This is a genomic window from Neobacillus drentensis, assembly GCF_036962765.1.
Taxonomy (GTDB): Bacteria; Bacillota; Bacilli; order Bacillales; family Cytobacillaceae; genus Neobacillus; species Neobacillus drentensis_C.
This window is the reverse complement of the sequence record NZ_JBALOS010000236.1, coordinates 9257-21384: the sequence shown is the minus strand read 5'-3', so window position 1 is coordinate 21384 and position 12128 is coordinate 9257. Positions and strand designations below refer to the sequence as shown.

General features: G+C 36.4%; 14 protein-coding genes and 1 tRNA gene. 8 read left to right on the top strand and 7 right to left on the bottom strand.

The genetic code is table 11. From position 1 onward, the window contains the following. The first annotated feature begins 105 nt into the window (after nucleotides 1–105). Together V7137_RS24595 and V7137_RS24590 are read left to right on the top strand one after the other, a co-directional pair. Entirely contained in the window at nucleotides 106–813 is a 708-nt protein-coding gene (locus tag V7137_RS24595) for a cytochrome c biogenesis CcdA family protein (RefSeq protein ID WP_335700508.1), read from the top strand. A 172-nt stretch (nucleotides 814–985) separates the two neighbouring features. Continuing rightward, entirely contained in the window at nucleotides 986–1462 is a 477-nt protein-coding gene (locus V7137_RS24590; RefSeq protein WP_335700507.1) for a CcdC family protein, read from the top strand. Nucleotides 1463–1719: 257 nt separating this feature from the next. Here the strand turns inward: V7137_RS24590 and V7137_RS24585 are convergent, their stop codons facing one another. Next, a complete protein-coding gene (locus V7137_RS24585) occupies nucleotides 1720–2145 on the bottom strand; it encodes a DUF2621 domain-containing protein (RefSeq protein ID WP_335700506.1) in 426 nt (141 codons plus the stop codon). A 277-nt stretch (nucleotides 2146–2422) separates the two neighbouring features. On the opposite strand from V7137_RS24585, the gene V7137_RS24580 reads away from it, so the two are divergent. After that, nucleotides 2423–2519 (top strand) — tRNA-Sec (locus V7137_RS24580). Nucleotides 2520–2641: 122 nt separating this feature from the next. On the opposite strand, the gene V7137_RS24575 is transcribed toward V7137_RS24580, so the two are convergent. The 6 genes from V7137_RS24575 to V7137_RS24550 form a co-directional block, all read right to left on the bottom strand. Then, nucleotides 2642–3763, bottom strand: coding sequence for a tyrosine-type recombinase/integrase (locus tag V7137_RS24575; protein ID WP_335700505.1), 1122 nt, complete (start codon nucleotides 3761–3763; stop codon nucleotides 2642–2644). 130 nt (nucleotides 3764–3893) lie between these two features. Further along, nucleotides 3894–4082: a helix-turn-helix domain-containing protein gene (locus V7137_RS24570; protein WP_335700504.1), complete on the bottom strand. Its 189-nt coding sequence runs from the start codon at nucleotides 4080–4082 to the stop codon at nucleotides 3894–3896. Nucleotides 4083–4244: 162 nt separating this feature from the next. Next, entirely contained in the window at nucleotides 4245–6110 is a 1866-nt protein-coding gene (locus V7137_RS24565; protein WP_335700503.1) for a hypothetical protein, read from the bottom strand. Beyond that, a complete protein-coding gene (locus tag V7137_RS24560) occupies nucleotides 6110–6685 on the bottom strand; it encodes a CHC2 zinc finger domain-containing protein (RefSeq protein ID WP_335700502.1) in 576 nt (191 codons plus the stop codon). Before V7137_RS24560 ends, V7137_RS24565 begins: the two co-directional genes overlap by 1 nt. A 267-nt stretch (nucleotides 6686–6952) precedes the next feature. Then, nucleotides 6953–7441 (bottom strand): hypothetical protein, encoded by a 489-nt coding sequence (locus V7137_RS24555; RefSeq protein WP_335700501.1) that lies wholly within the window; start codon nucleotides 7439–7441, stop codon nucleotides 6953–6955. Between the two features lie 83 nt (nucleotides 7442–7524). Next, entirely contained in the window at nucleotides 7525–7746 is a 222-nt protein-coding gene (locus V7137_RS24550) for a hypothetical protein (RefSeq protein ID WP_335700500.1), read from the bottom strand. 149 nt (nucleotides 7747–7895) lie between these two features. Between V7137_RS24550 and V7137_RS24545 the strand changes: the two genes are divergently transcribed. The 5 genes from V7137_RS24545 to V7137_RS24525 all read left to right on the top strand — a co-directional run. Next, nucleotides 7896–8390, top strand: a complete 495-nt coding sequence (locus V7137_RS24545; protein ID WP_335700499.1) for a helix-turn-helix domain-containing protein — start codon at nucleotides 7896–7898, stop codon at nucleotides 8388–8390. 142 nt (nucleotides 8391–8532) lie between these two features. After that, nucleotides 8533–8925, top strand: coding sequence for a terminase small subunit (locus V7137_RS24540; protein WP_335700498.1), 393 nt, complete (start codon nucleotides 8533–8535; stop codon nucleotides 8923–8925). Between the two features lie 258 nt (nucleotides 8926–9183). Then, nucleotides 9184–10404, top strand: coding sequence for a YHYH domain-containing protein (locus V7137_RS24535; protein ID WP_335700497.1), 1221 nt, complete (start codon nucleotides 9184–9186; stop codon nucleotides 10402–10404). 75 nt (nucleotides 10405–10479) lie between these two features. Continuing rightward, a complete protein-coding gene (locus tag V7137_RS24530) occupies nucleotides 10480–11589 on the top strand; it encodes a DUF4236 domain-containing protein (RefSeq protein ID WP_335700496.1) in 1110 nt (369 codons plus the stop codon). A gap of 105 nt (nucleotides 11590–11694) precedes the next feature. Next, nucleotides 11695–12128: hypothetical protein (locus tag V7137_RS24525; protein ID WP_335700495.1), on the top strand; the 434-nt coding region annotated here is incomplete at its 3' end.

The following is a 12128-nucleotide window of genomic DNA, read 5'->3' as shown; positions in this document are numbered from 1 at the left end:
AAGAATGAAAAACCTAGGTGACACAAAATATTCATGTTAACCATTATCATTTATAGCAATCATTTGTTAGAATATAAACGTATCGACTATAGTGGGAGTGTTAATATGTCAGATGTAAATATATTTTTAGCTTTAGGAGCAGGATTTTTAAGCTTCATTTCGCCTTGTTGCTTACCGCTTTATCCTGCATTTCTCTCATACATTACCGGAATGTCAGTGGGCGAATTAAAAAGTGAAAATGCCATGCTTCAAAAGCGGAGCCTGCTCCATACCTTATTTTTTCTAGTAGGATTTTCGATTATTTTTATTGCGATTGGATTTGGAACTTCGTTTCTAGGAAGCTTTTTTTTACAGTATAAAGATCTCATTCGTCAACTGGGCGGAATTTTTATTGTTTTCTTTGGTTTAGTGATCGTTGGGATATTTAATCCGAAGTTTATGATGAAAGATCGCCGCATTGAATTTAAAAATCGGCCTTCAGGCTTTTTTGGTTCCGTTTTAATTGGGATGGCGTTTGCAGCAGGGTGGACACCTTGTACAGGACCAATCCTTTCATTTGTTATCTCTCTTGCAGCAACGAATCCTGGTTCTGGTATGATGTATATGATCGCCTATACTTTAGGTTTTGCGATTCCATTCTTTATTCTTTCGTTCTTCCTTGGCCGGATGACTTGGATTAAGAAAAACAGCGGGAAAATTGTTAAAATTGGCGGTTACATAATGATTGTCATGGGAATTGTTTTATTCTTTGACTGGATGACAAAGATCATTATGATCTTTTCTAATCTATTTGGCGGCTTTACAGGGTTTTAACGGTGAAAATATAAATATTCTTGGTAAGGAAATTCCTGAGAAGGTTTTTCCTTTTTTATATCAATTAAACATGTGGTAAATATGGAACATTTTATTATGAGTTAATTTTTTTCAAATCCATTTATTTGAGATATAATGGGTTAGAAAATAAATTAGATAAGGAATGAATCTAATGAACTTAGTAATAGCTTCTTCAATTGGAGCGGTAATTATGGGCAGCCTCGCATTGGTGGTCCGTATGAAAGCTGCAAAAAAACCTACAAATGCTCGTAAAATCATTCTACCGCCCATTTTCATGTCGAGTGGGGCATTAATGTATATGGAACCGCAATTTAGACTAAGTGGAGCCGAAATCATTGAGGCCGCGATAGTAGGGATGCTATTTTCCATTTTACTAATCAAAACCTCAAAGTTTGAGATCCGCGATAATGATATTTACCTAAAGCGATCCAAAGCATTTTTCTTTATTTTGATTGGACTATTAGTCGTCCGCCTTGTGATGAAATCAGTCCTTAGTGCAACCCTAGATATTGGAGAATTAAGCGGCATGTTCTTCCTCCTTGCGTATTGTATGATTGTGCCATGGCGGATTGCGATGTATGTCGACTACAAAAAGCTTTTTAAACAGCTTCATGGTAGTAAACAGTAATAATTGATTGAGACACTGGCCCTATAAAGGGTCAGTTTTTTTATTTTTAAAAGTGTTCACTCGTGATAAAACATATAACGGTACATATATCTAAAAGTAAAAAAATGAGAAATGAAAACCCGTTTCATTAACCGAAAAGTAGAAAAGTGATGGCTCAAGGTAAATGAAAGCCTGTTTCATTTACCGAAAAGTAAAAAAGAGAGTGCACAAGGTAAATGAAATAACCAACAACAAAAAACCGTCTATCATAGAGACGGTTAAAATAAGTGCTCAAAAGGAGTCACATCAATTTGATTCTCAAACAGTTTTTTACGTAGAAATTTATGATCTCTTTTTGGTGTTGCTTGGATATAGCCACGAATGACGAGGTCTTGAGTGATTTTTGGAGCCTTTTCATTTAAGGCGATTTCGCCGATCTTACCGGCAATTTTATGTCTGGCAACATCACGGAAAAGCTCGGGAACAGGAGTGACTAAATCCTCTAGGAGTTCTTTCTCCTCGGTCCCCCACAAGTGTCGCGATTCATTTACATAATGTTCTTCCCAATCCATAACTGATTTGCCGTCTTCTTTCGGCATTTTTTTCAAAAATTTTCGAAACATAAAAAATCCACCAATGGCAAATGATCCAACTAGGAAAAATACCCAGAACAGGATAAACCATAAAAACCAACCATGAAGCATATCTATTCACCTACAAGATAACTATTTTTTCTTCTTATTATAGTCTGTTTCTATGAATTAAGACAAGTATTGTAGGTATTGGAGTTTACATTTGGCAGGGGCAGGTCCATCTTGTTGTGATATGCTTGTCGAAAAAGTGACATATAGGCCGATTCTATTGATTAATACTATAATCCATTGTAATATGATAAATGATTATAGAGAATCGAAGTGGATAGGTTAAATCACGAAAAGACTTTGTAAGTATAGTCCTAACACCTGATATTGTTACATCCATGGGGCTGAATGGGGTGCTGGTGCCCTCCACAGTCTTCAAAACTGCTTGAGACCTGCGTGCCAGGTCTGGTGGGTTCGATTCCCACGCAGTCCCGCCAACCCAGTAAAATCAAGGATTCTTACGAATTCCTTTTGTACAAAGACTAGAGGGTACTGGTCTTTTTTTTACGGCTAAGTGCCGAAAAAGTGCCATTTTCCTTTTTGTGCCCTTGAGGTTACTTTATTCAAGCAATTCATCTAAATAGTCCACGGCAATGGCTTCAATCGAATCTGTAAGATGTGAGTAGGTATCCATCGTCACTTGTATTTTGGAGTGACCTAATCGAGCGCTTACGATTTTGGGATGCACATTTGCCTTTAGTAAAATCGTGGCATGAGAATGTCGTAAATCATGAAAACGGATATCTGGCAGTCCTGCGGCTTTTAATGCCCTTTTAAGCGCACGCGATATTTCAGATGGAGCCATTATATTTCCTTTTGAATTGCAAAAGACGAGGTTGTGAGGATTAAAGGTTTCCCCAAGAATATTTCTCCGATTATCATGATCCTCTTTGAGCTTCTGCATTAATTTCGACAGTTCCGCTGTTAACTTTACCCCTCTAGGTTTCTCACTTTTCGGAATGGGATTAAAAAAATACTTCCCGTTTGCTTCCGTAATAGTTTGACGAATATAAATTTTTTCCGTTTTAAAATCAACGTTTTTCCAGGTCAATCCGATTAATTCGCTTTTTCTCATTCCCGTATGTGCAGCTGCATAGACTATTGGAAAAAACACGGGTGTTTTTTCTTTAGCGGTCTTTAGAAGTAAATTAAGTTGCTCAACCGTATAAGTGTTCATTTCTCGTTTGGTAGGTTTAGGAGGTTTTGCCCCTTTTGCCACGTTACGATCAATGAATTCCCAATCGATTGCATCATTTAATGCTTTAGAAAGAACACGATGATGATGAGTCACAGATTGTGCGGACAAAACGTTTAATTTTTCCTTATAATAGCTTTGCAGGTGGGTACTTTTTAATTCACTCAGCATGATGTGTTTTAGTGCTGGCTGCAGATGTGTTTTGATAATCTTTTCATATTCTGCGGCAGTCTTAGGTTTTGTGTTGGTTTTTACATAGTTCTCAAGCCAATAATCCAAATAATCAGCTAAATACATTTTATTTTCTATGTGCAATTGGCCACTTTTTAGCTCCAGCATCAGCTTTGCCATGGCTGCTTTTGCTTCACTGATTTTCTTAAACCCTGTTCTTTTAAATCTTTTTCGTGACCCATTTGCGTTTTTTCCCGCTTCTAGAACAAAATAATACGTCCCATTTTTTTCATCTTTTTTTGGATATCCAGCCATATGATACTCTCCTCTATTAGAAATAGCTGGACACCAAGCATTTGCACCTACAGTAATAATAATGGAATAGTCTACCGGTTGCAAAACATGACTTGGCGTCTTTGGTTCTTTAATAATCAAAAGTAAATTTTCAGGCTGTTAAATGGTTACCCTCAAACCATTCTAAAAATGATTTTTTTGAAACAAGAATACGTTTGCCTACTATTACAGCATGAAATGATTTAGATTTGGCTAATTTATAGGCTTGGCTACGACCAATTCCTAAGAATACTTGGATATCCTTTACTTCCAACACTTCTGGCAATTCTGAAGTTTTCATTACATATTCCTCCTATTCATTTGAATTTCTTTCTAATAACCTGGGCCGACATAAGGCTGCCAGCTAAGTAAATGTTTCCAGGTTCTTATTTTATTGTCATATGTGTTGTAGTGTTTTTTCAGGTCACATAGGTCTTGCTGACCTACATGACCTTGAATTTATCTATAAAAGGGCCGATTTTTTTATCTTCACGATTCTTATATGTTTTTGGTCCTTTCCTACATAGGCCCTAACAGTATTGCGGGTTTCGTTTTCATTTCTTTCCACTTCAATCATTTGGCGCTCGGCTAGCATTTTTAAAAGCATATATTTTGAAATAGGAAACCTTAGCCCCTGCCCTTGGAAATAGATGTTAATTTCCTTCATCACATTCCCAAGAACAAGGTAGTAAAATTCATGGTCTTCCCATCCTATAAAATGCCTGTCATCACTATAAGGGTCTTCCTTGATGTCAACAGTGGTTACTGCTTTTAAATTAATTAGTTCACGGAACCCTTCTATAAATAGCAACACTGGATCATGAGAAAATAAATTTATTGCATGTTTTTTTGCTATTGTGTCGAATTTCTCAATCGCAAGTGCCATTGTTTTTTCCTTTTGTTCATTATTGATTGCTTGGGCGTGAACGTAATATGAAAGCAGCATTTCTAAGCCTACTAGAAGCCATGAAATTGTTTCTGTAACTCGACCATGTGTTTCTTTATTTAAAAAACGATTTCTATTTTCATCGAACATCCTTTTTAGTAATTTGGGTAATTGCTCCATTTGTGGTAATAGCCACTTAATGTATCCTTTAAAAGCATAACTGTAATGATTATTCTTTTCTTGACATGCCTTTAATTTTTCAAGATTAATAGAATCAGATGCAATCTCAATTTCCAAAAACCTTGCAGTGGTGCTTATTCCAGCCTTAGGCGTATCTTCCCCAGTAATTAAACAAATTCCACGAGGCGGATACGATTTTTGTAACGAAGTATCTGCTTTCATTCTAGATCTGCCAACTCGATCGCCATAGCCACGAAGGATTTGTTGCGCAATTTGTTCCATTCGTTTACTTTCCTGCGAGGAATAGGTAGGATGATAGTCGTCAACCACCAATAGGCTATCTTTAGTCAAAAATGCCTTTTTTTCAATGGCGTTCATTGTATCTCTAAAGCTAGCCGGAAGGTCTTTCCCACTATTGAATTCTCCCAAATGGGATTGGAAACATGCAGCCAAAGTGGATTTCCTGGAGCCGCTAGGCCCTGAAATCCAGAGTACAAATGCTGGTTCAATCCCAGCTTTTCTAAGCGGCTCACAGAGTGGGGCAAGGCCAACCATTGCAAATAATGGTAGGGTTACCTCTAATTCAGCGGTTTTTAACAATTCAAGACTTTGAAGAGCTGCTTTTTTTACATCAACTTCATCATCAACAGGTAATTGGTATTTTTCAAGCTGGCTACTTTCTAGTTTAATAGTTATGTTTTCTTTCCCAATTGCGCCACCAGCATGGAGATAAATCCAATTGCCGTACACTTTCCTCCATCCTAAGTGAGTGAAAATATCGTCTCTAACACAATCAGTTGAAATCGATTGTGCAGCATGTCGAATTTTATCTTTTACGGAGAAACCAGGCTCTATATTTGCTCTTAGCCCCCATGATGATTGGACCCAATTCAACGAAGGGAAGTTTTCCGCAGGAAGGTAAATCTCCGGGAATATACTTTCCTGTTGGACCATTACACCACTGACGTGGTACATCAATTTACGGTCGACACCATCATCTTCGACTGTTTCCCTTGTAATAAAAGGAATAAAATTGCAGAGAGGCACATACTCATCTTGTCCTCCTTTTTTAAAGCATAGGTGTCCGTTATAAATGGTATAATTGGTTTTCTTCAAATTCTTGCTATAATGAGCTATAATATTTTCGTAGAATGTTTTGGGTGGTGCAGTAATTTGCGGTTGCTGCTCCACATTTTTTTTTAGCTCCGAAAGTTCCTCCTCTGAAAAAACTTCCTTTATTTTCCTAACAAGATCATTACTCATTAAATATTCACCTCAAGAAATAATGGTTTCAGGTACTTAACAGCAGCTAACTGTATTTCAAAATCATTTGAATTTAATTCTTCCAAATATTTTTCTATCAGGGGCTTAAAGTGATAAACTTCAGTAAGCCTATCAATATCTTCAAAGGAAACAACCTGTTTCATTGCTAGATTAAATAAATTTCTATGATGCAGTAACTCCAAAACAATTTTTTCCTTTGTTTCCTTGAAGCCGCGTAGAATCTTTCTGTCGTTTTGCTGAAGGGAGTATTCAACTGATGGGGCTACATTTTTTAGCCCTAACTGTTTTTGCAGCATTAGTATTGCCTCTTTGTTTGAAATGTCGAGCGCTTTACTAACTAGATTGAAAACATCACCGCTGCCGCAACCTGCCTGGCATTTCCATTTATTACTTTTGGTATAGATCGTAAGCGATGGAGTTTTGTCATTGTGCCAAAGGCAAGAAATATTAAATTGCTTTTTAGTAGTTTCAGCCTTGGATAAATTGGCATTGGTATATAATTCTATGGCTTCAACAATAGTTAAACGGTTTTTAATTTCATCAATAATAGACATAGTAAGCACCACTTTTTATGAATTTAAATATATTAAAATAAGGCATCCAACCCGCCGTTTCACTCAACCAACTACCAATGAGTGCTAAGGCTTGCTTTTGATAAGCAACCTTTACAGCTTGGTTGAGTGCCTTCATGGATAACGGACAGAAGGCATCACCGGCTAGGAAAGTCCTAACATGGTCTATTAAATTGGATGATTTTCTTTTTTACAATTACGTAAAGCAGCCTTTATGGTCAATTTCCACTCTTACAATAGGTATCGAAATCACCCATTCTCATTTTTGACAATCTTTTGAGTATATTCGATGTCCTCAACTGACAAGCCAGCTGCTTCAGCAATTGCTTTCGCATAAATCCAGCAATATTTTAAGTTGTAGATACCTTCTACAACATCTAACTCTTTTTTATTTTCGTCCTTTGTGCAGACAGTAAATAGGCTTGTTTCCTCATCTTCAAAAATATTAATCTTACGAACTCCAAAGGGTGCTAAAAATACAGGTTCAATTCCTGTTTCCTCTAGGAAATCTCTGGTTCTCTTTGCCAAACCTGTTGTTTTCTCCGATAATGATTTAATAACCAATATAATCGTCTCCTTAATAAAAATATTAAACACGTTTTGACTTTTTACTGTGCCCTGTTCAGCCCTTAACTGCTGAAGTGCATTGATAACTTTCTTATATGGGCATCTAACCCGTCCTCGCTCCATACCTCTGACACTTTTGTCTAAGGTGGCTAATAAGCTTACCCACAGCATGGTCGAGTGCCTCCATGGCTAACGGACATGAGACATTGCCGGCCAGGATTGTTCTGGCATGAATATTTAGTTTTCAGTAATATTTATCTCTTGTACTTTATAGATTGGCTGAGATTTTCATCTGTTCTTAATTCAGCCATTATCTGATCAATTACTTCGAAAACTAAACGCTTTCCCTCATCATTTAACTCTTTACGAAGCTTACGGAATAAGGTGTTTTCATGAATCCCTAGTTTTTCTGCAACCTGCCAAGTGTGGATTCCTGCCTGCTTAATTAGCATTCTAATTTCTCTGTTCGCTTTCAACCCAATCACCCCCTCTAGCCTCACCATAAATATAACTCAAATTAATGCTTAATAATTTCCATCTTTTCGTCATGTTTCACACGCATGTGTGTTGTGTATTGGGGAATAGTAAATTATAATGGAATCAAAAACAACTAAAGGGTGTTGGTATGTTAACAACGAAGAAAGTTAGTGAAATGGTTGGTGTAAGTGAAGAAACTGTGCGTAGATGGATCCGAAGTGGAGAGTTAGAAGCGGAGCAAGATGGAAAAAGTTATAAAATTGATCAGGGATCCTTAATAAAATTGCTTGATAAAAAAGCCAAAGAACCAGGTAATTCTATTTCAAAAATGGCTGCTTTAATGAATTGCATTGAAGGCGATGGAGTGGATTCAGAAATTATCGCATCGAAATTAATAGAAGTTGGAGCAGCAGTCGTTGCCAAAAATATATCTTTACGACGACCTTTGGACCAAGTACCTGAAGATCCATTAGATATATCGATTTTGGATATAAATAACCTCATCTATTTTCGTAAAATAGAAATGAGGAAATTGGAACATGAATATGAACTTAAGCTTCTTGAAATTGAAGAGGAAATTGCTAAATATGAGCTATTAAAACAGCAGAAGTTAAATGAAAAAGGTGGAAGTGAATTGGAATAATAAGAACTTATTTTTTTGTGATTAATTATTTAGAGGTCATTATTATTAAAATTTTGTTTGAAATAATAGAAAATGGATTTTTTATGATAAAATAGAATTAAGAACATGTGTTCGAAATCTTAGGTTGAAGTAGGTGCTATTAATGAACCAATTAAATATAAAGCAAAAACAATTTGCCGACTTTTATATTGAAACAGGCAATGCAACAGCCAGCTATCTGAGAGCGGGATATGAAGCAGAAGGGAATGCTGCCGAAGTTAATGCAAGCCGCCTGCTCAGAAATGCTAAGGTCAAAGAATACATCAAGGAGCGGAATGCACAATTGGATGTAGAATTTATTGCGGATATTACGGAAACGAAGCGGTTTTGGACGGAAATTATGCGTAATGATAATGCAGACTTAAAGGACAGACTTAAAGCCTCAGAATATATTGCTAAAACGAATGGTGCATTCGTGGAGAAAAAGGAATTGCAAGGTGCTTTAAATCAAAAAATAGAGTTTAGTTTTATTGATCCATCCCTGGTAAATGATTAAGATACAGTAGTGTTATAAATTTAGAGTTAAAGTCCAATCTTAAAAGATTGGATTTTTTTTGCTTTATTGCAGGACCTTAACATACTAATGATTTTTCCTAAACAGCGGATAAAAAACAATTGTTATTTAGTGGAAGATATGTGAAGATAAAATTGGAAATAAACCGCATCTTTTGAACTACATAAACTCAATGTTACTTTCAGTAGGATAGCATTCTACTGTTTTTTTATAGAATAATAGAAATAGGGGGGAGTAATAATGGGGAAGAGAATAGCTTTATTAGGATTTTTATTTACTTTTCTGTATGGGTCAATAGCTTATGCACACCCAGGAAGAACTGATTCAAGTGGAGGACACACTTGCCGAACAAACTGTGGTAGCTGGGGACTTAGTACTGGGGAGTACCATTATCATAATGGGGGGCGTACAAAACCCAGCAGCAGTTCTTCGAGTAAGAGCACAAATATAAATGACAAGGATTGCACAGATTTTGCAACATATGACGATATGATTGACTATTGGAATACTAAAGGTTATTCAGATACTTACGATCCAGAAAACTTGGATGGTTGGGGGAATGGCAAAGTAGATGATGGGATTCCCTGCGAAGCTCCCGATGGTTATGATTTAACCTTGATTAATAACAGCCCTCAGCAAAAAGCTCAAATCCAAGAAGAAAAAGATAATACCAAAGGAGAAAAAGCTGGATATCCTGCTGGTCTTAATGATGGCTATAAAGAAAAACCGAGTAATATGTCAAAGGCAAATGGCTCTCAGGCATATAAAGTAGGTTATGCTGTTGGTTACAATAAAGGATATGAAGCTGGTAAGAAAAAAATTGAATCAGCAAAAACAAATGCGACTGATAAGGGATATGCTTTAGGGAAAAAACAAAATAAAATTGTTATCCCACCTGTCTATAGATCACACTCTGGGTTAAAAAAATCTTTTGAGGCTGGATTTAATAAAGCTGTAGCAGAAAGAGTAGAAGCTAAAAAAAAGGAATATAAAGAACTAGGTTATAGTGATGGAAAAAAAGATGTGAATTCTCCTCCTAAAGATGTGGAGGCAATGTATGTTAAGGCATATCAAGAGGGATACGATAAGGGGCAAAGTTATTCAAAGAAAAGCTACATTAAACAAGGATATGCAGCCGCCTTTACTATGTTAAAATATCAGGATCCCAAATTAAACAATGAGAAATTTACAGATTGGTATAAAGCAGGTTTCGAAACTAATAAAGAAATCAATCAAATAAAAAATGAAGCCTTTGAATTAGGAAAAGAAGGAGAAGATTTAAAAATACCGTCCAAATATAAAAAGGCGGAACAGATATTTAAACATCACTATCAGTTAGGTTTCAAGGAGTACGAAGACAAACAAAATAAAATAAAGATGACTGGCGGAGTCGGTGCCGTGGTATTGGCTTTAGCAGGCGGAGGTTGGTACGGATTTAGAAGAAAGAGGAGAATTAAATAGGAAGTCCTTTAATAAATAGAACAAAAAATTAACCCTTAAGTAACCTGAGCAGAATTGGATTAAGGAGGAAACCATATGGGTTTTGGGTTTAGAAAAAGCTTTAAAATAGCCCCAGGAGTTCGTTTAAACGTAAGTAGTCGAGGGGTTGGGGCAAGTGTAGGCGTCAAAGGATTGAGGTACTCTGTGAACTCAAGAGGTCAAAGAAGAACTACAGTTTCTTTGCCTGGAACTGGTCTTTCATACACCTCCGCTTCCGGTGGGAGCAGCCGTAGTCAAGGGAACTATAGGACCGCTTCTTATCAGCGACAATTGGAATTGAACCGATTGCAAAAAGAAAGAGAAAAATTACAAGAGTTGCAACGAAATCGCCTAGAAGTTGAGTTATTTGAAAATAGGCTGGAAATGATTAAATCTATTCATAAAGAATGCGATGATTTTGTAGATTGGAACGACATTAAAAATACTGAACCTCCATTCTTAAAAGGGCACCCTGGACCTTTAGAACAGGAAGCACTGCTCGAACTTCAAAATTATAGACCTGGTTTTGTAGCAAGGGTATTTAACCAAGAAGAAAAGCGTGTGGAGGAGCTTCGAAGTAAGGTATTAGAAGCCCGAAAAAAAGAAGAAGAAGAATATCAGGAATGGAGTTCATTGACAGAAACTGCAATGAAAGTATTGAATGGGGATTTAGATACTTATTTTGAAGTGATAAAGGAGTTCGCCCCTTTAGATGATTTAAGTGAGTTTGGAAGTGGGTTTGAGTTTTTTCTTGAAGAATCCCATACCATGGAAGTTGAATTTGATGTACAAACCAAAAATGTTGTTCCGACAGAAATGAAAACTCTAACCAGTACAGGTAAGGTTTCCGTCAAAAATATGCCTATCTCCAAATATTACGATATTCAACAGGATTACGTTTGTAGCTGTACCCTTAGAATAGCAAGAGATATGTTCGCTCTCTTGCCGTTAGATATAATCATTATTCACGCTTTGGATTCTCAATTGAACACTTCTACTGGGTATCATGAAGATATCGTAGTATTATCAGTTAAAATTGATAGGAGCACGCTGAACCGATTGAATTTTGATACGATTGATTGCTCAGATTCCATGGTTAACTTCGAACATAAAATGAATTTCCGAAAAACTAAAGGATTTGCACCGGTTGAAAGGATACAAGTATAGGAGATGTTCAAATAACTTAGATTAGGAGAAAAAAACCATTTTTTGTTCATGTTCCTTTATAATAGATAGCTGTCAAAGGATAAATAGAAAATAGGGGGTATTAATTTGGCAATATATTTTAGCTGGGTAGGATTTATCATTACGGCATTTTTTCTTGTATCCGGGATTAATGGAATAAGAAAAGGAAATCCAAAAGCAAAAATGAATTTCCTTTTGATGATAGTCGGAATTATCATATGGTTGTTTGCTTCAGGAAATTCGGCTGCTATGATTTTATTTGCTTTAGGATTCATCCTGTCTCTTGTGTTCCTGGTCATGGCGATCATTTCATTATTTAGAAGAAACGGTAAAGCAAAGAAGCAGTTTATGATGATGGTAGGTGCTATGGTGGTATGGATCGGAAGTACCGCTATGATTCCAAATGACAAAAATGAAGTAAAAGTAGAAGCAACGGACGTAAAGAAAAAAGTGGCTGACCAAGATGAAAAGAAAGCAAAATTGAAAGCAGCGGCAATTGCTAAACAAAAGGCAAAAGAAGA

Bases quoted from the DNA above. Each gene is read 5' to 3' on its own strand.
- V7137_RS24565 (WP_335700503.1), bottom strand. From the start codon at position 6,110: ATGAGTAATGATCTTGTTAGGAAAATAAAGGAAGTTTTTTCAGAGGAG.
- V7137_RS24530 (WP_335700496.1), top strand. From the start codon at position 10,480: ATGGGTTTTGGGTTTAGAAAAAGCTTTAAAATAGCCCCAGGAGTTCGT.
- V7137_RS24545 (WP_335700499.1), top strand. From the start codon at position 7,896: ATGTTAACAACGAAGAAAGTTAGTGAAATGGTTGGTGTAAGTGAAGAA.
- V7137_RS24595 (WP_335700508.1), top strand. From the start codon at position 106: ATGTCAGATGTAAATATATTTTTAGCTTTAGGAGCAGGATTTTTAAGC.
- V7137_RS24570 (WP_335700504.1), bottom strand. From the start codon at position 4,082: ATGAAAACTTCAGAATTGCCAGAAGTGTTGGAAGTAAAGGATATCCAA.
- V7137_RS24555 (WP_335700501.1), bottom strand. From the start codon at position 7,441: ATGCTGTGGGTAAGCTTATTAGCCACCTTAGACAAAAGTGTCAGAGGT.
- V7137_RS24560 (WP_335700502.1), bottom strand. From the start codon at position 6,685: ATGTCTATTATTGATGAAATTAAAAACCGTTTAACTATTGTTGAAGCC.
- V7137_RS24585 (WP_335700506.1), bottom strand. From the start codon at position 2,145: ATGCTTCATGGTTGGTTTTTATGGTTTATCCTGTTCTGGGTATTTTTC.
- V7137_RS24535 (WP_335700497.1), top strand. From the start codon at position 9,184: ATGGGGAAGAGAATAGCTTTATTAGGATTTTTATTTACTTTTCTGTAT.
- V7137_RS24590 (WP_335700507.1), top strand. From the start codon at position 986: ATGAACTTAGTAATAGCTTCTTCAATTGGAGCGGTAATTATGGGCAGC.
- V7137_RS24540 (WP_335700498.1), top strand. From the start codon at position 8,533: ATGAACCAATTAAATATAAAGCAAAAACAATTTGCCGACTTTTATATT.
- V7137_RS24575 (WP_335700505.1), bottom strand. From the start codon at position 3,763: ATGGCTGGATATCCAAAAAAAGATGAAAAAAATGGGACGTATTATTTT.